Annotated in this window: 19 protein-coding genes; 14 read left to right on the top strand and 5 right to left on the bottom strand. The window is 58.5% G+C overall.

The features are described from left to right. Positions 1 to 28 precede the first annotated feature (28 nt). The 3 genes from ACPPVR_RS27640 to ACPPVR_RS27630 all read left to right on the top strand — a co-directional run bounded on the left by ACPPVR_RS27640 (position 29) and on the right by ACPPVR_RS27630 (position 3,878). Positions 29 to 448, top strand: coding sequence for an H-NS family nucleoid-associated regulatory protein (locus ACPPVR_RS27640; protein ID WP_426609719.1), 420 nt, complete (start codon positions 29 to 31; stop codon positions 446 to 448). Positions 449 to 1,141: 693 nt separating this feature from the next. Continuing rightward, the gene (locus ACPPVR_RS27635; RefSeq protein ID WP_426609718.1) at positions 1,142 to 2,017 is read left to right on the top strand and encodes a DUF3750 domain-containing protein; all 876 of its coding nucleotides are present in this window, start codon (positions 1,142 to 1,144) and stop codon (positions 2,015 to 2,017) included. A 1,711-nt stretch (positions 2,018 to 3,728) separates the two neighbouring features. Beyond that, the gene (locus ACPPVR_RS27630) at positions 3,729 to 3,878 is read left to right on the top strand and encodes a hypothetical protein (RefSeq protein ID WP_426609717.1); all 150 of its coding nucleotides are present in this window, start codon (positions 3,729 to 3,731) and stop codon (positions 3,876 to 3,878) included. Between the two features lie 402 nt (positions 3,879 to 4,280). Here ACPPVR_RS27630 and ACPPVR_RS27625 read toward each other — a convergent pair whose 3' ends face one another. Then, positions 4,281 to 4,694 carry a hypothetical protein gene (locus ACPPVR_RS27625; protein ID WP_426609716.1) on the bottom strand — a complete coding sequence of 138 codons (414 nt, stop codon included), beginning with the start codon at positions 4,692 to 4,694 and terminating at the stop codon, positions 4,281 to 4,283. Positions 4,695 to 4,901: 207 nt separating this feature from the next. Here ACPPVR_RS27625 and ACPPVR_RS27620 point away from each other — a divergent pair, with 207 nt between their 5' ends. Both ACPPVR_RS27620 and ACPPVR_RS27615 read left to right on the top strand, forming a co-directional pair. Continuing rightward, positions 4,902 to 6,392 carry a calcium-binding protein gene (locus tag ACPPVR_RS27620; RefSeq protein ID WP_426609715.1) on the top strand — a complete coding sequence of 497 codons (1,491 nt, stop codon included), beginning with the start codon at positions 4,902 to 4,904 and terminating at the stop codon, positions 6,390 to 6,392. Positions 6,393 to 6,778: 386 nt separating this feature from the next. Further along, positions 6,779 to 7,585 carry a glycosyltransferase family 2 protein gene (locus tag ACPPVR_RS27615; RefSeq protein WP_426609714.1) on the top strand — a complete coding sequence of 269 codons (807 nt, stop codon included), beginning with the start codon at positions 6,779 to 6,781 and terminating at the stop codon, positions 7,583 to 7,585. A 6-nt stretch (positions 7,586 to 7,591) separates the two neighbouring features. Here ACPPVR_RS27615 and ACPPVR_RS27610 read toward each other — a convergent pair whose 3' ends face one another. Then, positions 7,592 to 8,584 carry an alpha/beta fold hydrolase gene (locus tag ACPPVR_RS27610; RefSeq protein ID WP_426609713.1) on the bottom strand — a complete coding sequence of 331 codons (993 nt, stop codon included), beginning with the start codon at positions 8,582 to 8,584 and terminating at the stop codon, positions 7,592 to 7,594. A gap of 46 nt (positions 8,585 to 8,630) precedes the next feature. Beyond that, positions 8,631 to 9,572, bottom strand: a complete 942-nt coding sequence (locus ACPPVR_RS27605) for a GNAT family N-acetyltransferase (protein WP_426609712.1) — start codon at positions 9,570 to 9,572, stop codon at positions 8,631 to 8,633. 620 nt (positions 9,573 to 10,192) lie between these two features. Here ACPPVR_RS27605 and ACPPVR_RS27600 point away from each other — a divergent pair. From ACPPVR_RS27600 to ACPPVR_RS27585, 4 genes are all read left to right on the top strand, one after another. Then, positions 10,193 to 11,359 carry a glycosyltransferase family 4 protein gene (locus ACPPVR_RS27600; RefSeq protein WP_426609711.1) on the top strand — a complete coding sequence of 389 codons (1,167 nt, stop codon included), beginning with the start codon at positions 10,193 to 10,195 and terminating at the stop codon, positions 11,357 to 11,359. Between the two features lie 1,187 nt (positions 11,360 to 12,546). Continuing rightward, positions 12,547 to 15,501: a formate dehydrogenase subunit alpha gene (locus ACPPVR_RS27595; RefSeq protein ID WP_426609710.1), complete on the top strand. Its 2,955-nt coding sequence runs from the start codon at positions 12,547 to 12,549 to the stop codon at positions 15,499 to 15,501. Between the two features lie 12 nt (positions 15,502 to 15,513). Beyond that, positions 15,514 to 16,116: a formate dehydrogenase FDH3 subunit beta gene (gene fdh3B, locus ACPPVR_RS27590; protein WP_426609709.1), complete on the top strand. Its 603-nt coding sequence runs from the start codon at positions 15,514 to 15,516 to the stop codon at positions 16,114 to 16,116. 62 nt (positions 16,117 to 16,178) lie between these two features. Further along, positions 16,179 to 17,177, top strand: a complete 999-nt coding sequence (locus tag ACPPVR_RS27585) for a formate dehydrogenase subunit gamma (RefSeq protein WP_426609708.1) — start codon at positions 16,179 to 16,181, stop codon at positions 17,175 to 17,177. Positions 17,178 to 17,210: 33 nt separating this feature from the next. Here ACPPVR_RS27585 and ACPPVR_RS27580 read toward each other — a convergent pair whose 3' ends face one another. Continuing rightward, positions 17,211 to 19,196, bottom strand: a complete 1,986-nt coding sequence (locus tag ACPPVR_RS27580; RefSeq protein WP_426609707.1) for a 4Fe-4S binding protein — start codon at positions 19,194 to 19,196, stop codon at positions 17,211 to 17,213. A 181-nt stretch (positions 19,197 to 19,377) separates the two neighbouring features. On the opposite strand from ACPPVR_RS27580, the gene ACPPVR_RS27575 reads away from it, so the two are divergent. From ACPPVR_RS27575 to dusA, 5 genes are all read left to right on the top strand, one after another. Further along, entirely contained in the window at positions 19,378 to 19,839 is a 462-nt protein-coding gene (locus ACPPVR_RS27575) for a DUF3305 domain-containing protein (protein WP_426609706.1), read from the top strand. Positions 19,840 to 19,859: 20 nt separating this feature from the next. Next, positions 19,860 to 20,495: a DUF3306 domain-containing protein gene (locus ACPPVR_RS27570; RefSeq protein WP_426609705.1), complete on the top strand. Its 636-nt coding sequence runs from the start codon at positions 19,860 to 19,862 to the stop codon at positions 20,493 to 20,495. Between the two features lie 66 nt (positions 20,496 to 20,561). Next, the gene (locus ACPPVR_RS27565; protein WP_426609704.1) at positions 20,562 to 21,143 is read left to right on the top strand and encodes a TorD/DmsD family molecular chaperone; all 582 of its coding nucleotides are present in this window, start codon (positions 20,562 to 20,564) and stop codon (positions 21,141 to 21,143) included. A gap of 832 nt (positions 21,144 to 21,975) precedes the next feature. After that, a complete protein-coding gene (locus tag ACPPVR_RS27560) occupies positions 21,976 to 22,590 on the top strand; it encodes a hypothetical protein (protein WP_426609703.1) in 615 nt (204 codons plus the stop codon). A 325-nt stretch (positions 22,591 to 22,915) separates the two neighbouring features. Then, a complete protein-coding gene (gene dusA, locus ACPPVR_RS27555; RefSeq protein ID WP_426616199.1) occupies positions 22,916 to 23,875 on the top strand; it encodes a tRNA dihydrouridine(20/20a) synthase DusA in 960 nt (319 codons plus the stop codon). 59 nt (positions 23,876 to 23,934) lie between these two features. Here the strand turns inward: dusA and ACPPVR_RS27550 are convergent, their stop codons facing one another. Next, entirely contained in the window at positions 23,935 to 24,597 is a 663-nt protein-coding gene (locus tag ACPPVR_RS27550) for an outer membrane protein (protein ID WP_426609702.1), read from the bottom strand. Positions 24,598 to 24,760: the final 163 nt, after the last annotated feature.

The following is a 24,760-nucleotide window of genomic DNA, read 5'->3' as shown; positions in this document are numbered from 1 at the left end:
GGTGCGAATCACTACAATTGGAGCAATTATGGCTAGTTCTTTCGCGCATAAGTTGAATCTCGAGGAAATGTCCGTCGATGAAATGTGGCAGCTGCACGAAGAAATAAGCCGCCTCCTGTCCGTCAGGTTGACCACCGAAAAGCAGGCACTCGAGAAGCGGTTGGCTCAACTTCGTGGCGAGGATGATCTGCGCAATATGGCCACTTCAAGCCCTCCACCTATCGATGGCACTCCGCGGAAACGGCGCAAATATCCCAAAGTACTTCCAAAATACCGCAATCCAAAGAACGTGACCGAAACCTGGTCTGGAAGGGGAAAGCAGCCGCGCTGGCTGGTCGCGGCCATGAAAAGCGGACGCGCAATCGATGAATTTGCAATCGCGCCCTCCAAGGCCGGCAAGCGCAGCACAAACGAGAGACGTCGCAAAGGCCATTCTGCGCAGGCATGAGTGCGGATGATTCAAATGCAGTGCTGCGCTCGCCAGGACGTAGACGAGACGGATCTCTAAGGTTACGAGTTCACCGCTGGTCTTGCCATGACGCAGCGGCCAGATCCTCTAGCTGGCTTTCGATGCGTGAAACTGATCGCAAGTAGGGCTCATAAATCTGGCTTGGCCAACTGCCCGCCCGCATTCAGCAATTTTCACCCGTTGCCGCAACCTCAGCAGCTCGTCGTATTTGGCAGAAAGGTCTTCCCATGAAGTTACGGGGCTGCCGTTGCGAATGTCTGAACGAAATGATCTGTCCATACTAATTTCCTGATATTGGCTTGCCTTCGCCGAGCAGGGTCAAACGTCGAGATATCCAAGTCGATAAATTACAAAAACCGTTCGGATCTTGATCAAAATTATGCGTATTCACTTCACGATATAAACACAATATTGCTCGGATGTGTTGCTCTCGTGAAATGTTCCATTTTTTTTACCTTAACGGCAAGATCCTTATTGACGCCCCGAATTCATTGGGCTGTTTCATCCTGGCAACAAATCCGGCCGATGCCTGAGAAGCCAAGCTCCTGTGTTACTTTCTGGCACAGACGGCCGGTCACGGTTGTAAAGGAGCTTGAAAGAGGGGCTAACAATTGCGAGTTAACTCGGCTTGGTCAGCCTTTTGCCTTTCTTTGATAAGGTAGGCGAGCCGAGATGCGGGTAATTTTAGTGCGCCTTCTGAAAATTATTTCTACGCTCGTTGTTATCTTCTATGTCCTGCCTGTGTCCCTGCAGGCGATTTTGGCGATCTCTGATCACCTCCCGAAGCCCGCTCAAGCAGATATGCAGGTCGTCGATATGGCCAGCGCGGGCCTGCTCCCAGCGGCCGAGGCAGAGCGTGCCGCCCGCGTTGTTGTCATGTCGGTCCCTCTATCCGGTTCCCCCGGAAGGTTTCTTAGCCATAGTTGGATCGTGTACAAGCGTCAGGAGGCCTCGGCTTGGATGCGCTACGAAGTTCTTGGCTTCGCCAGCCGTGACTCGAGTGGCGCCTTAAACGGTAAGTGGCTCGACAACCAGCCGTCGCTAAACAGATTTGCACCAGACGGGCGATGGTTCGGAAGGGCGCCTCGAATAATCGCAAGCGCTGAAGGGGCCGTCGCTGCAGCAATGATTCCGAAAATCGAAGAAGCTATCAAAAACTACCCAGTCACAGCGGGCCACTACCGGACATGGCCGGGACCAAACAGCAATACGTTCGTGACAACAATCATTCGTGCGGTCCCTGAACTCGGAGCTACGTTGCCTCCGACCGCCGTCGGAAAGGATTTCAGGCAGGGCGTATTTCTGGGGTGGACGGATAGCCGCACGGGCGTAGAACTGAACGTGAATGGCGTTTTGGGCGTCAAGTTCGGCCGGGTTGAGGGGGTCGAAGTCAACCTACTCACACTCGTTGCGGGAATCGACTTACGTCAATTGAGCTTCAAGTTCCCTGGTATTGGATTGGTCGGCCTCCGAAACCGCCAAACCGGTCCTGATCGCGAGCCTCTGCCCAGCTACGGTCAGGTCATGATCAACAGCGCCGCAGACTAGGAGGCTCTCTGGGAAGTGTTGAAGCCGAAGGCGTCGCGTACTTTCGGTTTCCTGAAGGGATACGACACGTCAGGCGCTTTCGTTGAGTCGGGAACATTGTGTAGATCGTTGCGCACCCCGAAGATCTCGTGCGCTTGGCCTGTTGGCACGCTGCACACCAGAATCCGTTCGCCGATAAAGATAGCAACGGGAACTTCGTCTGCGGTTGAACCTGCGACGGTTGCAGACTCGCCGGCCGCAACGGGCAAGATCATGAATTGGGACCTCACCTGAACGCGATCGAGATACCGGCTATGTGCCCGGCCTGCGAGAACAACTGCGGTTAAAACCGTGCTGCTTATAAGCAGCCAAACCCAAAGCATGTTGCCCAAATCCCCACTTCTGAGACTTATTTCTCCGATTCGGAGCTTATTTGCGGCGATCCCAGGCGCGATACGAGGCTATCTAAGTTAACAGAGCCTTAAAGGTTCCCGACAAGGTGGGAATCTGCGATGGTGTGCTAGAGTGGGATCGCTGCCGGTGGTCATCATTGAACTCGCTTCTGTATCCGTGCTCCCGATGCTGAGGATTCGCAGGCCTTGCGTCGGGCAAATCGGACGTTATCGCGGGTTTGCTGAATTCGTGGCGCGCTGCGCGCGCGAAGCGCTATGGGGGGTTGCAGGTGAGCCGAATTCTGATACTGCCTCAATTCGAAAAACTGAACCTTATCAGTGTATTAGGTAGGATTTTGTGTTCCGGGGCGACCTTCGCGAGAGATATCGTTCTCGTGGCTGTTTTGATCGCTTTTGAGTTCGGATCCTCTCAGCCCGCGGGGGCCACGGAGCTGGGACCGTTCTTTTGGGTTGAGCCTTCCACAGTGCAAGTCGAAGCTGGTCCAAAGCCGCTCTACGCGCCCTATGGCTATTACGGCTATCAAGGGGGGTGTTCCCGCCAGCCCGTATGGCATCGGCAGCATTGGCGCAGCGCGATCGTATGTCGTCGCTGACGGGTTCTAGCCTTCAACCAGTGGGCGGCGTATGCCCGCGCCAAGACATGGATGTGCCCGCCGGGCCGCTCGCGCTTGTGGTGGTGGTGCACCTTCTCGGCGGATGTCAGTGCCTTGAGCTTGCTGAGATCAAACGGGTGTAGCATGCGCCTCACAGCCGGCGCCGGCACGCCAACTTCGCCGGCAATTTTGTTGCTCATGCGCAGACGGCGCAGAGCCTCGACCCGGTCGACCGCGGCCTGACGCGCCAGACCGCACAGACGATGTGTTCGCAAGGAGCGGTTCCTCAGCCTTCCAACATCCTCTTGGCGGCGCCGATCAACCGACTTTCGCGCGGTCGAGGGCAGGCGCCGACGGCTCGTGCCGAGGCTTCTGCCCGCGCTGTATCTGCCGAGAGCTCTCGACCTTGCGGTGTCAGTCAGACATTCTCATGGATGTCCAGTCGGTTCCTCCCGGGTCTAAAGCTTCGACAACTTCAGCCTCCCGAATCTTAATGATTGGAGCGACGCCAGAGTCAAAGGCTCCAAAAGGAGCTTTGGGCGCGTTACGAACAGAGCGAGTTGCAGTGGCAGCTGATGAAGCCGCTGCTGTCGGACAAGTCGCGCGGCATAGCCCGCATGGCCGCCCGGCCGGCCCTGGCGCGCGCTGCCAGAACGCTTCGGCCCGTGAAACTCTTTCATTGGTGCAATGGGTGAGCGATGGTGGAAACTTGGCCGAGTATTCGAGATGGCGACGAAATCGCAGCAGTCGATGCTGTTGATCGACAATTCCATCATCCGGCTCACCAGCAAATTGCAGGTTGAAAAAGGAAGGGCCATATCACGCTACTGGGGAACGAGATCCACGTTGCTGGCGATCAACGCGGTTTGCTGGTGAGATTGCATCTTCCTCTCCCCAGGCAGGCTCCGGGATACAGACGCGGTCCCCCAAATTTTCGTCGGGCTGCTCACGCCCTGCGACGGGCGTGGCCAAGCGAAGCTATGACAGCTATTGCAGCAGGCGTCGGAGCGCGACGTCAGGCCGACGCCGACGTTCCGGTACGAGGGCAGTTACGATTTCACAAAATTGATGAGCGTGTTCCGCATTAGCGGGTATCCGACGCCGTCTATGTAAAAACGCGCTGCGCTATCCAAGCTGCAGCCCAGAAGAGCGCGACGACCCAACCAAACGTCGCAACCGCACTCAGCACCGCCCAAACAGTTTTGACGGCTACCCGAGGCGTGCGTACCCCAGGCGTTTGATCTTGATTATCCGAAGTCGCCCGAAGGCGTTTCAGGCTCATCTGACCTTTCCCGTCATATTCCTGGGTGTTGCGCCCAGTCGAGTGGCGATCGCCGTCACTGGACGAATAAATCTACTCTCCTGCTGTTCCTGGGCAAACGGAGGCCGATAGTAAGCTTTATCATTCAGGTTAAGACAGCGAGCCCGCCGCGCGCGCCAAGAGGGCGAATGGCCAAGTGCCATTTCCGGTACAAGTGGCAGCTTGGCGACATCAAAGCGATGATCCCCAAGAGGCGTGAAGCATAGTCGGGGGTGGTCCGAAATTTCCCGCAGCACGATTTTAGCGCCACTTGATTTATGGAACAACGCGGGATCCGATTGCTCCAATTCGCAAATCAGATGCGCGTACAGCGGCCGCCCTGTCGACGGCAGCCGCGCCATCGTTCGCGATTTTCGGTCTTCCTGCTCCATGCCGTGAATTCAGTTCCCGACCGAGAGCCTATCGGTGGTGGGTTCCAAGATTAAATCTCGGCTCGCAGTTAGCTTTAACGCACAAATGGCCTTCCCGACGACCATCCAAACAGTTTAATTAGTATCAATCGTTGCAATTAAATTAAATCTAATGACTTGGTCGTTTGGAGCCAAGCCGGTTCCAGTAATGTAATAGTGAGGGAGCGAATGACGCGTATTTTCACCCGCGCGGTTACGGACGGTAGCTTGCATCACCATCAAGTGGGTACGGACGACGATATTTTCGGGACCTCAGATGCAACCAACTTTTTCGTCGGTGACGCGTCACAAAGCTTCTTTAATTTCGCCGTTGGGGGCAACGACACTTTTACGGCAGGCCCAAATTCAATAAATATATTCTACGGCGACGCTGGTGTGAATCTTCAGGGGCATTCCACCGGCGGTAGCGACACATTTCTCACGACGGCCACGTTGGACAAGGATACATTCTACGGTGATGCCGGCAACGACATCTTGGCGCATTCTCGCGGCGGTGATGATCATTTCGTCGTAACGCCGGCGTCGAGCTCCGGTTTCTCCGCTACGATCTACGGCGATGCTGGCGGCGACATGTCTGGATATGCGTCAGGCGGCAATGATACGTTCCAAGGCGTCGCAGCGGCACTGAACTTGACGTTCTACGGCGATGCCGGAAAAAATATGAGCGGCCATGCCCAGGGGGGCAACGATATTGTTACGGACTCCAGCAAGGCCCTCCACAATGTTGTGTATGGGGATGCTGGTGGCGACATGTCTGGCCATGCTGTGGGTGGCGATGACGTCCTGACAGCGAGCGGTCGCGCCGGCAATTTTTTCTGGGGTGACGCCGGCGGACAAATGAGCGATCAGGCGGTGGGCGGCAATGATTCGTTCAACACGAGTGCTACAAATGCACTCAACATCTTTTACGGCGATGCCGGCGGCGACATGTCCGGCCATGCCCACGGCGGCAATGATACGTTTAGAGACACAGGGTTTGTGGCGCAGGACACGTTTTATGGTGATGCAGCCGGCAACATGATCGAGCATGCGTCTGGAGGCGACGATACTTTTGTCGGCGGGTCGCAGTCCGTATGCACCTTCTATGGCGATGCCGGCAAAGATATGGGCGGCAACGCAGACGGTGGGGACGATACTTTCCTTGGTGGTGTACTAAGCAATAATCTCGCTTACGGCGATGCGTTGTCGATGTCTGGCAATGCTCATGGTGGTAACGACAAGCTTGTTGGCAGCGATGGGCCAGCTGCACCTGCCGGTAGTTACCGAAGCCTTCTTGTCGGGGATGCCAAAGTCATGTCGGATGACGCGCGTGGAGGAAATGACACGCTGATCAGCGGCTCAGGCAATGACGACATGTGGGGTGATGCTCAGACGATGACTGGAAATGCCAGAGGTGGAAACGACACCTTTGTCTTCAAAATCAGCAGTGGTCACGACACGATCGAGGATTTCGGCCAAGGTGTCCGAGGTCAGCCCGGGTCAAATTGGGGTATCGACCATATTGATGTCTCCGCGCTAGGTATTCACGACTTCGGCCAGCTCAACATCTCGACATTCGACCCATCGACCCACCAAAGTGTGATTACTTTCTCCTCGGGAAACGATGTTGTGGTGCATAGCCAGGTTGCGCTCACCGCGCATGACTTCCTGTTTGCATAGGTTATTAGGCGCTCCTATCCGAACATAGGTCGGTCGTTTTCGGCGCTCGTTCCGGATGAGCTGAACGAGCGGCCGCTAAAGTCCCGTCGACGATCACCGGCGGGATGCCGCTCTTTTGCCGCTTCCGTGGTGTTGCGGAAACGCCGCTATCTGGCCGGTATAATCTTGAATGCACCCGCGACGCGGGCGGCGCCTGCGAAGCCGGGCGACACGAAATTATTCAGCGGTGCGACTTAGCTCCCACGCGCCAATAACCCCCATGCCAATATTTAATGTCTATTTTTATGGTATCCCGCTGGCCAAGCGGCGGGAGCTGCGGCAATATGTATCAGGAATTGCGATGATTTGACCTATTGCAAAGTTGTAGAATGAGTCCGGATTTTTCGGTGATTATTCCGACCTTTCGTCGGCCGAACGAACTGCTCGAAGCTATCGCGAGTGCTCTTGGGCAGCGCGAGGTCTCCGTCGAGGTATTCGTAATTGATGATAGCCCGGAGGGATCGGCAGAAGCCGTTGTTCGAGGCTTCAAAGATCCTCGTTTAATCTATGTGAAGAATCCGACACCTAGCGGAGGAGTTCCGAGTATCGTCCGCAACATCGGATGGCCGTCGGCACGAGGCAAATTCATTCATTTTCTCGACGACGATGACATCGTCGTCGAGGGACACTACGCCGCGGCAAGGGCCGCATTTGCGACTGATCCCTCGATCGGCCTCGTTTTTGGAAGGATCGAGCCTTTTGCGCAGCGCCCCTCGGAGCAGCTGGAGCATGAGCAGCGGTATTTCAACGAAGCCGCCCGCAAGGCCGCCCTCAGTCAGCGATTTGGTTCCCGTTTGGCATTCGTTGGACGCATGTTGTTTGACAATGCGCTTCTCGTCTGCAGCTCATCGGTCATCAGGCGGGAATGCGTTGAGGCGATAGGGGGGTTCGATCCATCTATACGTCTGATGGAGGATGCGGATTTCCATGTTCGTGCGATGCGTGCCTTCGGCGTCCGCTTCTTGGAACGTCCGGCGATTCGTTATCGTGTCGGGGCACCTTCGCTGATGCATTCACCAGATCCGACGGCAGAGCAAAGAAAGAGCGAGCTGTCCGGACGTCGGCAAATGCAAGCTAGTTATCGGAGGCGTTACGGACCAATAGAGTTTTATGCGTTGGCGTTTTTTGCGCGAACGATACTTCTGTTTTTCTAGTCGCCCTCAGGTTAACTTCCTTGCGGGCTGGATTGTCTCGAATTCAATTGAGCCGCGCGATGGCACGTCGTTGACGGTTGCCTCCGGGATCGATGAGGGCGTCGGGAGCTCGCGGCAGTCGGTCGTTGGCGGCCGGGTACCACTGTCGCGTAGATACGTCGCCACGACGTCGGCGATGGCTCTTACAGACGGCATTGCCATCATACCGACATGTCCTCCAGGGACGATGTGAACTTCCACGCCTCCCAGTGCGCAGTTCGACCAACCCATTGAAGGATCGTCCTGGTGTTCTGCGCCCCTCTCTTCCACCCGAAAGCAGACCACGCTTTTCGGATATGGCTTGGGTTTGTATGCATTCCAGGCCCTCAAGAATCCTGGATCATTCGACCTCACAATGGTCGGCAACGCTGTTCCTGTCAGCCGTACAGCCATCTTGATCAACGGCAGCAACGGTTTGGACGCGCGAGAGATGACGAACGCGAGGCTGCGTCCTGCAAATGCCTTGAGGTCTCCGCTGAGCAAGTGGTCACCGTATCGCTTCAGCCGATCGACCAGGTAGCGTTTGCGATATTGCGTCGTCTCGGACGCAGAGAGATTCGTGAGCAGCGCAGGATTAGGGGCATCCAGTAGCAGGACCGCCCGCACATCATGACCTGCCGCCACCAATCTGGTCGCCAACTCGTACGCCAGAAGGCCGCCGAAGGAATAACCGCAAAGCAGGTAGCAGCCGCACCTCTCAAGAGATTCGACGACATCTCCATAGAATGTAGCAAGCTCTTCTATCGTGAAATCCGTCGTCTGATCACACAGCCAACCCAAATCGATGCCGTAGACAGAATGGTCTTCCGGCAACGCCGCGGCCATTTCACGAAAAATATGAACGTTGCCGCCCGATCCTGGAAAGCAGATGAGTGATGGGCCCGCTCCCCCATTGCGGAGTTGAACGATGTGAGAAAATCTCTTTGCTTCAGCAGAAGGAAAGGGACGCTTTGTTGCCATGGTTGCAAATCGCCGGCTGATTGCTGCCTCATTGAGGCGCGGGCCTTTAGGTGAAATAATAGCTCTCGTCACGTGAATATATTCTCTTGAGGCTTTGTATCGCGCTGTAGAGCCCTTCGCTGCGGCGAACAACAAGACGAGTCTTGATTTGCCCGCCAAAGCTACTGAGAAAACGCGCCGTTCCACTCGAGTAAACGCCATCGAGGTCGAGCATGGTGCCGAGTCCATGCGCTTCCTTCATTGCGGACCAGAGCAGAAGGCTGATCGCGCCGTAATCTGCGCTGGCTGAGCGGGTCGATAGGAGGTAGTACATAGTTCCATGACCCCAGACGAGATAGGCCATTGCGACCGGCGTACCATCGTGATCGAAGGCGCCGAGGATCATCGCGCATCCGCGAGCGCGGCATTCGGCAAAAAGTGACGTGAAGTTCCTGAAATCTACCCGATTACCTTGGCCGGCAGCTTTTGTGTTCGCTTCATAGAAACTGATAAAGCTGCTTGGGATTTCCACACTCTTGACCGAATATTTCTCCTCGGCACGACGGATCGGCTGGCGCGTCTTTTGGGACATTTCCGCCCAGATGGCGCTCAAATCCTTGCGGCAGTCCACCTCAAACGTATATTGAGCCGCGACCGTGAAGCGGCGTTCTTGAAAAGCTAGGCCATCGACACTCGCCAATCCGTTGTCGACGGAGGCGTCAATATGTTGATGACAAAAGGAATTGGGTGGCAATTGATCAATCAGCGAGCGGACGATAGCGGAGCGACGTCGTAGTCGAGTTTCCAACTTGCCGGTTCCCGCATCCACGATGGGGCCTAATATATGCGTGAACGACGGCATCCGAATGACATTGAACGGGCCGCGGCGCTGCACGATGTAAGGAAGGCGGCCGACCACTTCGCCGTCCATCTTGCTCGTTGTCTCTTGGTAATCACCATTCGACGCTGCGGCCAACCACCAGGGCTCGTGGAACAATAGTTTCTGCACTGCAGGTTTCTAATTCTGATTTCTGTTCAAACTTACTGCTAGGCTGCAATAGTCGACACACCGTCTACGGTCGTCGTCTCAGCGATGGGTAGTTCGTAGGAGAGGGCTATCTGAATTAAAACGACATTAAATACTACAGATCGTCGCATATCCATTGTCAATTGTCGACCGCGTTGTACTTTGGTGGAAGTGAATCCCTGGGTGAGCCGCATATGCTGCTTGTCTTCTGATGCGGCTCGAATTTTGGGCTTGTTGATTACCGGGCCAGGGTTAACCGCTGCTGTTGTCGACGCTGATCGCAACAAACTGTGCGCTTTTTTGAGCGCGGGTATGCCCCCGTTCGTACTGATGTACCATCTCCGCTTCAATTGGACCTCCTGGCGAGGGAATCTAGCGGCGTTGGATTTCCGCGGCATGTTGTCGCGGAGGTGCGATAAATAAATCGGTTAGGGTGCGGACTCCATCGAAAACTAGTTTTCGCTTGGATTTGCGTTTCCCCAGCGAGCGGCGTTGCCGAGCACCCGGAGTTCCATTTGAATCTGGAGCTGATAGGGACGGATAGACAGACGGCACGTCCGAGTCCCCTGCGAATTCTTCACTATATGGGAACGAATTTCGGGATGACGGGGGTGGAGACTTTCATCCTCCAGCTCTGCGCGGCGCAAAAGCGGGCTGGCCACGAGCCATCGATAGCAATCGATCTGGTGAGCCGAGAAGAAGTCCGTGCCATTGCGCAACGCGGAGGGATCGCGACTTACGATCTTGCTGATCCGCCGATCCTCGACGCAACGTCTGAGGCGACGCAACGGACCGTCCGGACGAAACGCGCCGCTAGGCGGTTGGCAAAGCTCTGGCTTCGCGTTCAGCGCGTGTGGTCGCTGCGCCGATTATTGCGTGAAGCCGATGTTATTCATATCCATGCTGTGGGGATATCGGGCATCGATGGATTTCTTGCGCGCGCTTTGTCTCCCGGTAAGGCGCTGATCGTAACTCATCACGCGACGTTTACTTGGTTCGCGCGATATCGCAGTCGAGTCTCCGACTTGACCTTCTGGCTTGAGAAGTGGCTTTCCAATCGCGTGGTGATGCCGTATGCGGCCGCCCTTGCCGAATTCGTGGCGAACGGAATTCCTAAATCGCGTGCGATAGTAATCCCGTTCTGTGTAGACCAGGAGTTGTTTTGGGGCCAAGCATCGACGCCGGACGCCGGGACGTTAACTATTGTTATGTCCGCGCGGATGTTCGCGGGTAAGGGGCATCTGGAACTCCTGTCGGCGATTGCGGCGCTCATGCCCCGGTATCCCGGTTTGCGCGCCGTTTTGATCGGAGACGGTCCGAACCGGCCCGAGGTCGAAGCTTTGATCGAGCGGCTCGGTCTGCGGGAAGTGGTCGAGTGCATGGGGCGGGTGGATCATAGCGACGTTCCAGCCATCATGCGGCGAGGGCATGTGATCGCCCTTCCAAGCTACATGGAGGGCGAGATGTTTCCCCTATGCTTGATGGAAGGCATGGCGCTTGGGCTGCCTGCGATCGCAACCAGGCTGGCCGGGATCCCTGAGATCATTGCAGATGGCGAGACCGGAATTCTTGTTGAGCCGTGCAATGAGGCGGCATTGGTTCGCGCAATCGAGGTGTTTCTTTCGGATCGCGCCTTCTACGCTCGGGCAGCCGTGAACGCCATGGCCCGCTTTCAATCGCGCTTCAGCGCGGCGTCAGTCGCCCAGGCGTATCTTGAACAGTACGAAGACGCTTTGCGCCAGCTAACCGGTCGCGCGTTCCTGATGTAAATTCGGAGTCAGGACGTCGTTCTTCGTCGACAAGGGGAGAGGCTCGGCTTCGAGGCAGAATTGGGCGCCGAGTTCGAGAACTCGTTGAACAAGTGCTATGGCAAGAAGCAACAAAAGTACTGCGTCGGCTTTCTCCCCACGTCGCGCGACAGGCTTCTCCGAGGGAACGCATCCAGGATCAAAACGCGCGCTGATCGATAACATCTGCTTCGCTATCTGAAGCAGATAGGCAGGACTAGTGTTTTGCCGTCCGCCCTGGACCGGAAGGCATTGGATGTCTCGCCGCGGACACAGGGCTATAGTTCTGCTGAGATGATCGACTGGTTGGTCCAACAGCATGACACCGAGCCCGCACGTGTCTGAGTTCGACAAATCCTAATTTGCCGATGCGACCTTCGTCTGAGACGACTTCTGCTATCTCGGACTCGACATCTACGCCTGTCGGGGTGGCAGACACGTGACAACCAGCTGCTTTGCCCACTTCAAACTCATCCTCAAGCTGCATCGACCGCGGCTACGCGGTGCATGCGGCGCACATGATGACTTCTTGCTTGCCGCCCGCTCAGAACCTCAGAAAATTAGTCAAGCCGATCCCCGCTATCACGCCGTTAACAGCCACATAGCGCTATCGTGCTTGTCTGCTGGCCTTCGATCCGCAGGCCGACTTCTTCAACAATCGGACCCAAAGCGGACATGGACTGCGGGCCAGATGCCACTCCGAGGCCCCCCGATAGAGCGATCTTTCAATGTGATCTTCACATTTCCAATTCGCACGACAACTTTCGGAGCCTCACGACGGCAACAGCATCACGGGGAGGCGGTTCGGCGCCATTCACGCCGATGCGGCCAGAAAGCTAGGTGAACTAGCAGCCCTGCGGCTGAAGCAATACAGGATTGCGATTGATGTCCGATGCTGAACTCGGATAACGTACGGAGGAGCTAACCCGAAATGGGAGTGCGTTTCGTTGAAGAATGATCCTCCACGAAAACTTCTTCGACGTGACTTGCTTAAGCTGACGATTGTTGGCGTCGGCGCGTTCAGTGTTGGCGAGTTGTCGCCCTCCCAGGTTTCTGCGAAACCGGTCGATTTGAATCAGAAACGCAGGGCTCGCTATCAAGCAGACTCACAGGAAATTCGGAATTTCTATCGCGTCAACGGCTATCCCACTGCTCGATAGGAGACTTCGGTGCTGATCAGGAAGTCCGATCGTCGTCCCGAGCGTGCCAAGCCTACCGATGCGGAAGCCGGCCGACAGTCGTCGGGCTTAGACCGGCGAACTTTCCTGAAGCGCTCAGGATTAACGGCAGGCGCATTGGTCGCGGTGGGTGAAATCGCGCTGCACGGCGTGCGGAAGGCCGAGGCTGGTCCACCACCGCCTGTTGGGGCACCGGTCACGACCCGGAAGAATATCTGCACGCACTGCTCGGTCGGCTGCTCGGTGATCGCCAAGGTCGCCAACGGCGTATGGATCGGACAGGAGCCCGACTACGACAGTCCGATCAATCGTGGTTCGCATTGCTGCAAGGGTGCCGCAGTTCGCGACGACGTGCTGAACGAGCGGCGTCTGCGCTATCCCGTCAAACTCGTTAACGGACAGTGGACGCGCATCTCCTGGGAGAAGGCGATCGACGAGATCGGCGACAAGCTGCTGGACATTCGTCAGAAGGCCGGCCCCGACTCGGTGTATTGGCTCGGCTCTGCCAAGTTCACCAACGAAGCCGCATATCTCAATCGCAAGCTCGCGGCGTTCTGGGGCACCAACAATTCCGACCATCAAGCGCGTATCTGTCACTCGACGACAGTCACCGGCGTAGCCAATACCTGGGGCTACGGCGCGATGACCAACAGCTACAACGACATCCGCAACTCCAAGACCATTTTGTTGATGGGCGGCAATCCCGCCGAGGCTCATCCGGTTTCTCTGCAGCACATTCTTGAAGGCAAGGAGCTCAACCGCGCCAACATGATCGTGGTCGATCCCCGGATGACGCGGACCGCCGCGCACGCGACCGAGTACGTTCGCGTTCGCCCCGGCACGCACATCGCCACGATCTACGGCATGCTGTGGCACATCTTCGAGAATGGCTGGGAAGACAAGGAATTCCTCAGCCAGCGTGTCTATGGCCTGGATGAGGTCCGAAAGGAAATTGCGAAGTGGCCTCCCAAGGAGGTCGAGCGTGTGACCGGCTTGCCCGAAGCGCAGGTCAAACATATCGCCCAACTGTTCGCGACGCAGAAGCCGGCCACCTTGATCTGGGCGATGGGGCAGACTCAATTCACCACCGGCACTGCCAATGTCCGCGCCAGTTGCCTGTTGCTGCTCGCCACCGGCAACATGGGGCAGCCCGGCGCAGGCGCCAACATCTTCCGCGGTCACACCAACGTGCAGGGCGCGACCGACCTCGGTCTCGATGTCACCTCGCTGCCATTATATTACGGTCTCGCCGAGGAGGCCTGGCGGCACTGGTGCCGGGTATGGGAGGTCGACTACGACTGGATGAAGTCGCGGTTCCCCGACAAGAAGCTGATGGAAACGCCGGGCATTCCGAGCACGCGCTGGTTTGACGCGACCTTGTTGCCAAAGAACCAGATCAGCCAGCCCAATCCGGTGCAGGCCATGTTCATCATGGGACACGGCGTCAACACCATCACCCGGATGCCGGAGGCGGTGAAGGGCATCGAGAAGCTTGAGCTGCTGGTGGTCTGCGATCCCTATCCGACCGCGTGGTCGGTGCTGTCGGAGCGCAAGAACGGCACCTACCTGCTGCCGGCGTGCACGAGCTTCGAAATGGAGGGTTCGCGCACCAACTCCAATCGCTCACTGCAGTGGGGTGAAAAAATCGTCGATCCGGTCTTCGAGGCGAAGAACGACTACGACATGATGTACATGTTCGCCCGCAAGTTTGGATTTTCCGACCTGATGTTCAAGAACATCAGGGTCGAGAAAGGCGCAGTTTCGGCGGAGGACATCCTCCGCGAGATCAACCGCGGCGGATGGTCGACGGGCTATTGCGGACAGTCGCCGGAGCGGCTCAAGGCCCACATGAGGAACCAGCACAAGTTCGACCTGGTGACGCTGCGGGCGCCGAAGGACGATCCCGAGGTTGGCGGGGAATATTACGGCCTGCCATGGCCGTGCTGGGGCACGCCCGAGTTCAAGCATCCCGGCACGCCGATCCTCTACAACACCAATCTTCCGGTGAAAGAGGGCGGTGGCACCTTTCGCGCGCGGTTCGGGGTCGAACGCGTCGTGAAGCGCAAGGTGATGGAGAACGGGCAGGAAGTGGAGCGGGAAGATCACGATAATCTTCTTGCCGAGGGCTCGTACTCCGTCGGTTCGGAAATCAAGGACGGATATCCCGAGTTCACCCTTGGCGTGCTAAAGAAACTCGGCTGGGACAAGGATCTCACCGCTCAAGAAAGCGAAGTGATCGCGCGCGTCAATCCGGCCGATCCCGACAAGGTGTCATGGTCGACCGATCTGTCCGGCGGCATCCAGCGGGTCGCGATCGAACATGGGTGTTCGCCTTACGGAAACGCCAAGGCCCGCATGATCGCGTGGAATCTGCCCGACCCGGTTCCGGTGCATCGCGAGCCGATCTACACGCCGCGTCCCGACCTCGTTGCCGACTATCCGACCTTGCCGGACGCGAAGCAATTTCGTGTGCCCAATATCGGCTTCTCCGTGCAGAAGGCCGCTGTCGACCGCGCGATCGCGAAGCAATTCCCGCTGATTCTGAGTTCGGGCCGTCTGGTTGAATACGAAGGTGGTGGCGAGGAAACGCGGTCCAATAAATGGCTCGCTGAACTAAAGCAGCACATGTACGTCGAGATTAATCCGGCGGACGCAACAGAGCGCGGCATTATCGACGGCGGTTGGGTTTGGGTGACCGGTGCTGAGAACAGTTCGCGAGCCCGGATGAAGGCGCTTGTGACTGAGCGCGTCGGCAAGGGCGTTGCTTGGATGCCCTTCCATTTCGCCGGCTGGTACGAGGGAGCCGATCTCCGGGCGAAATATCCGGCAGGATCCGATCCCATCGTGCTCGGTGAGAGCGTCAATACGCTGACGACCTATGGTTATGATCCTGCCACCGGCATGCAGGAGCCGAAAGCCACGCTTTGTCAGATCAGAGCCGCATGAGAGGATAGACCGATGGCACGCATGAAATTCCTGTGCGATGCGGACCGTTGCATCGATTGCAATGCCTGTGTGACCGCCTGCAAGAACGAGAACGAGGTGCCTTGGGGTATCAATCGACGTCGCGTCGTCACCATCAATGACGGCAAGCCCGGCGAGCGGTCGGTGTCGATGGCCTGCATGCATTGTACCGATGCGCCTTGCGCGTCGGTGTGTCCGGTCAAGTGCATCTACCCGACCGAAGACGGCATCGTCCTGCACGACAAGGATTTGTGCATCGGCTGTGGCTATTGCTTCTATGCTTGCCCGTTCGGAGCGCCGCAATATCCCCAGGTCGGGAATTTTGGCTCGCGAGGCAAGATGGACAAGTGCACCTATTGCGCGGGCGGCGGCGGACCGGAGGCGCCGGGGAGCGCCGAAGAATATGCGAAGTACGGATCGAACCGTTTTGGCGAAGGCAAATTGCCGATGTGTGCCGAGATGTGCTCCACCAAATCCCTGCTTGCAGGCGATGGTGACATCATCGCGCAACTCTACGAGGAACGCGTCGAGAAGCGCGGCTACGGCTCCGGAGCCTGGGGCTGGACAACCGCCTACCACGAGGACGTCAAGTCGTAAGGGGACCTGTGCTTACGGCCGATGGAAGCGCGACGATCAGGCACGAAGATTGGGAATCCGTCATGACGGCTTTTGCACGCATTCGCTTCGCAGCGCTTTTGTTGATGCTGTTCGGTCTCACGACAGCCTCAGTGCTCGCCCAGAAGCTCGGTCCCGATGGGGCCCCCAATCCGACCGCCAGCGTGACCAATCAGAGGACGCTTCTGGAGCAAGCGCCGCGCATTGAGGGCCGGATCGACATTCCCGATGTCAAAGCCAGCGTGTTGATGCAGCCGGCGGGACGGACCTGGGATTATTTCCACGAGGTCCTGCTGCATTCGGGTGCCGCGCTGGTGATCGTCGGCATGCTTGCAGTGCTCGCGCTCGCCTATCTGATCATGGGCCGGCTTCGCATCGAGGCGGGGCGCTCCGGCGAAACGATCGTCCGCTTCAAGGCCTTCGAGCGGTTCGCGCATTGGCTGACGGCAGTCTCTTTCGTGCTCCTCGGATTGACTGGCCTGAACGTCACCTTCGGCAAGATCCTGCTGCGACCGCTCGTCGGCCCGGATGCCTTCTCCGACATATCCCAAGTCGCGAAGTACGTGCACAATTTCACGAGCTTCGCCTTCGTGGCGGGCCTTGTTCTGATCACGGTGCTGTTCTTCAGGGACAATCTCTTCAAGAGGATCGATATTGATTGGGTCAAGCAGGGTGGCGGCTTCATCAAATCGAAGCATGCGCCCGCAGGACGCTTCAATCTCGGTGAGAAAATGGTCTATTGGCTGTCGGTCGCAGCAGGCCTCCTGGTATCCGCGTCAGGATTCGTGCTGCTGTTTCCCTTTTACGGCACCAACATTGCGGACATGCAGATCGCCCAGGTCGCTCACGCCGTGATCGCAATCCTGTTCATCGCGCTGATCCTGGGACACATCTATATCGGCACGCTCGGCATGGAAGGCGCATTCGAAGCCATGGGAACGGGCGAAGTCGACCTCAATTGGGCGAGAGAGCATCACGACCGCTGGCTTGCCGAAAAGCTTGAAGCGGAAGGCCGGCAACCTTCGGCTACGCCGGCAGAATAGCGGTGGCGCTCGGGTTAGATTGAACCGGGCAATTCAGTTGGAGCGGCCATCCGGGTCTCGCTTCATCTCCCGATCTCGCAAATAATCGTCCGTGGTGCGGACGGTTGGCCCCGGTGCGCCATAAGATTCAAAACCCTGCTCGGCGACGAAGCTTACCCGACAATCGCCGCACATCTTGATTGCGTCGAGCCTTTGCGCCGAGCCCGAATACATCCAGTGCTGGCCTTCGAGCTTCGCCACCACGCGCTCGATGCTGCTCTTGACACCGAACGGCTTGCTGCAGCGGATGCAGCAAAACGGCTCCTCCTCCTTGAGAACCCGCGTTGGCGCTCGGCTCGCACGGAAGTCAATTTGCGGGACCAGCGTGATGACCTTCTCCGGACACGTCGTCCGGCACAGGCCGCACTGAACGCAGGAGTCTTCGACAAAACGCAATGCCGGGCGCTCGGGGTCGTCGCGCAGGGCACTCGTCGGACAGACCGACACGCAGGACAGGCAAAGTGTGCAGCCCGCAGCATCCACCTCGACGGCGCCGAACGGTGCCCCGTCCGGCAACGGAACGACATCGACGGGTGCAGGTGCCGCGCGGTGCAGTTCGGCTAGCGCAAAACGAAGCACATCGCGCTTGCCACCCACCGGGCGGAAGCTTGCGGGGCGGGGAACTGGTGCGTGGGCCGGCGCCGTGCGGAGCGCCTCGATCAGATGGTCCGGATCGTCGGTCTCGATCACTGAAAGCCGGTCCGGGCCGAAGCCAAGGCCGGCAAGAATCGGATCGGCCAACGCTATCGTTCGCGTCAACCCGGAGACGTCATGGCGCGGTTTGGCCCGGAGCAAAAAGTGCACTGCCGACACGCCATAGGCAAAAGCTGCGGCGATGCTCTCCAAGCCGACCTGCGTGACCTCGTTGACAGCAAACGGCAGCACGTTAGCGGGCAAGCCGTCGCCGAACCGCGCCAGCGCATCAATGAGCGGCGAACCATGGACCTCGTCGTGCACGAGGATGACGGCCCGCTCGCCGCCCGCCTGGCGATAGGCGAGCAGCATGGCACGCAGCTTTCTGACCAGCGCGTCTTCCGGCGGCAGAGCATAGGACGCCGCGCCCGTAGGACAGGCCGTCGCACATTGGCCGCAGCCGGCGCAGATGTCGGCATCGATCGCCACATGGTTGCCCGCAGGCGTGATGGCGCCGGCGGGACAAACATCGAGACAGCGGGTGCAGCCGGTCTGCTTCGAGCGCGAGTGTGCGCAAAGCCCGGCGTCGAAGGTGATGTAACGTGGCTTCTCGAAAGTCCCGACGAGGTCGCGCGCTTTCAGCACGGCCTGGAGGATTGCCGCGGGGCTATCGGGATCAGCACGCAAATAACCGTCGCGCAAGTCGGCAGGAAGCAGCGCGGGGCGGCCGGTCAAGTCGAGGACGATGTCGCAGGTCGAACGGGCGTTGTTGCGCGATGGGCCAAACGTCAGCATGTGCCGCGAGGACGGCGCTGCTTCGGCGAACTCGTCGACCACTACGTCGAACGCGCCCAAGTGTCCTTTGACACTGCTTATTCGACCTTTGGCTATCGGATAGTCGGCGCGACGTGGCGGCGCTATCGCGGCTGGTGGCGCAATCAGCACGGTGACGTCGAGGTGCTCCTTCAGCAAATCGCCAGCCTGAATCGCAGCCTCGTCACGGCCATAGATCAGGATGATTCCGCTGCTTTCCAGCTGAACCATTGGCGCGGGTACGGCGACTTCGGTTGCGGCGGCCAGCAGTGCTGCCATCTTCGGCCCCGCGCGATCGGCATCGCTAGACCATCCGGCGGTCTCGCGGATATTGGCAAACTGTATCGAATTCGCACGATTATTTTCGGCGACAACCTCTGAAAAGAGTGCCGCCTGCTGTGTGCAGGCTACCGTGAGCGGAGCATCCTCGGCGGCAATGGCCTTGAATCGGTCGAGTTCGGCACCGCAGAGTTGCGTCGCTGCCGTCACTTCGCCGTGGCAACCGCGGTCGATCGCATCGGCATCGAGCGACATCGACCCTTCACATGAGCAAATCAGGAAGCGCCTGCCGGTTTGAGGTACGACGCTCACGATATCCCTCGGCTCCCAAGATAGATCGGCCACCCACTGGCCGGATCATCCTTAGAGTATATACTCCGCATGTCGCAAAAGGCGACCCTGTATCGGAGACCACACTTCGATTGGAGACGGGAAATTGATATCGACAAGTCTTGCACGCATTGCTGTTGGTGTTGCAATTGAACGACGCAAGGCGAAGAGTGCGTGGGCCGATTTTCTGTGGCGGCCCGTGTCGGTCTTTGCGGGTGAGCCGTCTGCGAAGCCGTGGACTCCGATTGGTGGCGAAGGCGAGGCCATGCTGTTCTATGCAGGCGACGCTGTGATCGAGCTGCATCGCACCGAAACCATGAACTATCGCGAAAATCTCACGTCAGGCTCGCCTACATTGTGGGTCAATTTGCGACCGACCGGCTCCGAACCGCCTTATGAACTTCTCGCCGTCACAGCCGATCCGGCAGAAGGCGAGGCGTTCACCGACGCGGGCAGCAATCTGATTGAGGCAGTACCGATGCCGATCGGCATCTCTGAGATCATCGGCCGTTTCATTGCCGAGCACCATGTCGAACGGCCATTCATCAAACGGCAACGCAACCGTTAGCAAAGCCATGAGAGAGATTTGTGTCAGAGAGTAACGTCTTCGTTCGCTGGGCGCGGCTCAAGCAAGCTTCAAGAAGCCTAAACGCTGAACTTGCTCCGACCGACGGTGAGCAAGCTGCTGAACCGTCCGTAGCGAACGGCGAAACCGACCGGCCTTTCGATCTCGCCAGCCTGCCGTCGATCGAAACTATCGCCGCTCACACCGACATTGCGGCATTCCTGCAGACGGGCGTTCCAGCCGAATTGACCCGCGCGGCATTGCGACGCGCCTGGGCAACCGATCCTGCGATTCGCGACTTCATCGGGATCGCGGAGAACCAGTGGGATTTTAATGACCCCAACGCTATTCCGGGATTCGGTCCGCTCGATCCAACGGACAAGATTGCCGATCTGGTCGCGCAGATTTCGAATGGGCTGGAGCAGGTCCAGGACGTGCTTGCTGACGTGCCGCCGCCAATCGATCCAGTTCGGCAAGGCCCGGTCGATTCCGAACAGCCAGCCCTCGAACCAACGACCCTGGCAGTTCGATCGTTACCAGATGATGCCGCGACACCGACGACCGAGGACCGGGATGCAGGCGAGCAGCCTGACGGTCTTGCGGCACCAGTGTTACCCTCTCCGCGAACACGACGTCATGGCAGCGCATTGCCACGCTAGCAGCCAACAAGATTTTAGGTTTTGCGCGATCAAAGAATGATGGATCGAGCCTCGAGGACCGCTTCAGTGCGTATTGTCGAAGAATTCGACCTCGCTCGGGCGCAGGAATACGCGCTGTTGGCAACCTTGCTGACGCGCAGCCCGGACGCGCATCTGCTGAGCCGCATCTCCGCATTGCGCGGCGATGCCAGCCCGATGGGCATGGCGCACATTGCGCTAGCGGATGCGGCGCGCCGAACAAATGAGCAGGCCGCATCGCGTGAGTTCTTCGCCCTCTTCGCAGGATTGGGCAAGGGGGCTCTGCTGCCTTACGCGTCGCACTATTTGTCCGAGACCCTGTATGGCCGTCCTCTCGCGCGCTTGCGGGAAACTCTAGGGGGTCTCGGCCTCCAAAAGGCTCCGGACCGTACGGAGCCCGAAGATCACGCGGGATTTCTCTGTGAGATCATGGCAGGCTTCGCCGCTGGAACCGTTCCTGCGCCAGCAGGCGCTGAGCATACGTTCTTTGAACAGCATGTTTCGCGTTGGATAAGTCGCTTTTTCGCGGACCTTGAGCAAGCGAACTCGGCTGACTTCTATGCGGCCGTTGGCGCGCTCGGACGAACGTTTATCGAGATCGAGACCCAGGCTTTCGCACTCCCGATCTAAACACGGTCTTTTGTACGGGAGACGCACATATTCCGCTCGGAACCATGCTAAAATTTGAATGTAAGGACCGACAGCATGCGCGTTTTCGTATTTGCTTGTTTGCTCGCCGCTATCATCGCACTAGGTGCCGCAGGCGTCCTCAATCGTTTCGTACAAGAGACCGCCTCAACCGCCTTCGCTGAGTCGAGCGCACGCGTTTAGCGGTCTTTTTAACTAAGCCGTTTATTCTCCGCATATCTGAGGTGGGAGGGTATTACATGCGTCGGTTCGTGGTAAGTTCTTTCCTTGTTTTGGCGCTGATTGTAGTTGCGGCCCTTGTCTTTAGTGGGAAGCCTCGTTCAATCGAGCTCTCGGCCGCGGCGATGCCGTCCTTAGCAGAACTGCACGTCATGGCGGGAGTCCATCAGCTTCCGGACCAAGATATCGACGATCAATCATTCATTTTCCCCGCTAAGGCAAAGCAATAGCTTGCGAGAATTTGACTATTTGCAGCTAAGTCGGTGAGTTGGATATAAGCGCTTGGATCTAAACAGCGCGATCGTCGCCTGGCCCGAAATGCCTGTTGCTCTCGCTCAGAAGCGGTAACCAGCATTTGCGGCGTCCCGAGTCCTGAGCTGATCAAGTCAGCCCCACGCCCTGCCGTAAGCAGTGTGAAGATCCCGCTCGATGGCGGCTAAGCGGTTGTCTGCACATCCCAGATTTGGCGCCCTCTGTGATGGATGGTACCAGAGCGGTCCTACGGCGATGGCTTTTCTGCTTGATTGCGTCTGCGTCTTGGCGCGCGGCCACCGGCCCCACATATCGGCGGCGTTCTTGAATTGGACGCGACGCCATGGACGAGATCGACGACGAGTTCGATGTAAAGCTCGGCAGGATTGGCCGCGGCCATGCCCAGGGAACGACGCTTGCTGGACGCGGCCGCCCAACAGGGCAGAGGCGCGTTGTGGTGAAGGCGCGCATCGTCCGCACCAAATCAGGCGAGACCGGCGCCGTTCGCGCGCACTTGCGTTACGTTCAGTGCGATGGTGTTACGCGCGAGGGCACACCGGGTGAACTGCACGATGCTGGCACCGATCGTGCTGACGCCAAGGCGTTCACCGAGCGCAGCGCCGGCGACCGTCATCAGTTTCGCTTTATCGTCGCGCCGGAGGACAGTGCGGAGCTCGCCGACTTGGAGCCGGTCATGCGCGATCTCATGCTTCAGATGGAACAGGATCTTCGTAAGAAGCTCGACCGGGTCGCAGCCGATCATTTTAACACGGGGCATCCGCATACCCATGTGGTGCCGCGCGGCAAGGACGACCGGGGAGATGGCCTCGTCATCGCTCGCAACTACATCTCCCATGGCTTGCGCGGGCGGCCAGCCGACCTCATCACCCGGGAGCTCGGCCTTCAGAGGAGGCGAGGGAGTAGCTCGTGCTTCTCCCGCCGCCTTCGTCCTTGGTGAGGATGCCCTGGTCGACGAGGTCCTGAATGTCGCGCAAGGCTGTATCGGGAGAGCACTTCTCAATCGTTGCCCAATTGGTCGATGTCAGCTTGCCTTCGAAGCCGTCCAGCAGGCGGTTCAACATGTCGCGTTTCCTCCTGACCTGGACGCGCCAGCCCCGGTTTCGTGTGCGCTACGTGTGCACCGCGAGATCAAATGCGGTACAAGCGAGTACAATCTTGGCTAGTTTGGAGTGCACACAGAGCGCACACGTTCCTGATCTAGTCTATTGAAAACATAGAGCAACATATTGAAGTATCAAGATTATCGCTTTTCCGTGGCCCCCATGATGGACTGGACCGACCGGCACTGCCGGGTGTTCCACCGTCACTTGACGAGACGGGCGCTGCTCTACACGGAGATGCTGACGACCGGCGCCATCATTCATGGCGGTCGGGAGCGGCTGCTCGGGTTCGATCCGGTCGAGCATCCGGTGGCGCTTCAGCTCGGCGGTTCGGATCCGCGCGATCTCGCGCTGGCGGCAACGATCGGCGAGGACTTTGGCTATGACGAGATCAATCTCAACGTCGGCTGCCCGTCCGATCGCGTAAAGGACGGCCGCTTCGGCGCTTGCCTGATGGCGGAGCCGGAGCTCGTGGCGAGATGCGTCGATGCGATGAAGGCCGCGGTCACCGTGCCCGTCACGGTGAAATGCCGTATCGGCATCGACGACCAGGATCCGGAAGTTGCGCTCGATTCGCTGGCGCACGCGGTCGTCGCGGCAGGGGCCGATGCGCTGATCGTGCATGCCCGAAAGGCCTGGCTCAACGGATTGTCGCCGAAAGAGAACCGCGACATCCCGCCGCTCGACTATGATCGCGTCTATCGGCTCAAGCAGGCGATGCCGGACGTGCCCATCATCATCAACGGCGGCATCCCGAGCATTGATGAGGCGAAATTGCATCTCGCGCGTGTCGACGGCGTGATGCTCGGCCGCGCCGCCTATCAGGAACCGTGGCGGCTGCTCTCGGTCGATGCGGATATCTTCGGCGAAACGGCGCCGCATGCGACCATGCAGGACGCGCTCGAGGCGATGATGCCCTATATCGAGCAGCAGCTCGCGCGCGGCACGCGGCTGCACGCTATCACGCGGCATTTCGTCGGTGCGTTTCACGCCGTGCCCGGCGCGCGTGCCTTTCGCCGGCATTTGGCCGAGCAAGGTACCAAGCAGGGGGCTGGTCTTGAGGTGCTGCGCGACGCGATCGCGCATGTCGGTCGCAGTGCGGCGATCGAGGTGGCCGCTTAGCTGCACGCCTGTGAAGAAAGAGCCGGACAGCAGGATCCGGCTCTTTCTCGATTGGTGTCTCAGCGAAACAGGTCGAAATGATAGTTCACGCCGACGCGGAAGCTGTGGAATTTCGCGGCATTCCAGTCCGGCAGATTATCGTGCTTGAACTCAGTATAGAGATACTCGGCCTTGACCGACCATTTTGGCAGGAACGCCCATTCGCCGCCGCCGCCTGCGGTCCAGCCCATCTTGATCTTGTTGAGGCCGACGTCCTTCAATTCGCCGGTGGCAAGTCCCGCGGTGTCGAAGAACAGCAGGCGTGAATCCATCGTCGCGATGCCGGCCCGGGCGCGGCCGCTCATGTACCAGGGAAGGCTCACCGCGGCGCTATTAATGGCGTCGTGGTTCTTCAGGTCGCCGCCCTCGAAATCGTTCTCGATGCCGACCACGAACATCGGCGAGAGCTGGTAATTGTAGCCGATCTGCGCGCCGCCGACGGCGCCCTTGATCTTGCCGCCGCTCAAGCCTGCGAGGTTGTTGAAGGCGTCATCTGAGCTCGTGGCGTAGCCCGCGTTGAGGCCGGCGTAGAGGCCGGTCCAGGAATAGACCGGCTGCGGCGCCGAATACGCGGGCGCCGCATAGCGTGGCGACAAATCCGCAGCGCTGGCGCCGCCGGCGGCGAGCGCCGTCGCAAAGGGCAGGGCGCACATCGCGCGGTGTAAGGCGGCTCTCGCAGTCATGATTCTCGATCTCCCACTTGGCCGCCTCCGTCAGGGAGCAGCGCGTGTCCAACCCCGATCCGGGAAAAACTAATTTATAAACCGACTAGGCGGTTTATAAATAGCGGAAATGCCACACTTGGCATCCGTTCGCGGCGTCGCGGTGCTAGGGCTGGATATCCGA

This window comes from Bradyrhizobium sp. McL0616 (genome assembly GCF_049993385.1).
In the GTDB taxonomy this organism is placed as follows: Bacteria; Pseudomonadota; Alphaproteobacteria; order Rhizobiales; family Xanthobacteraceae; genus Bradyrhizobium.
Note: the sequence above shows the minus strand (reverse complement) of the source record. Positions and strands in the feature narration are given on the sequence as shown.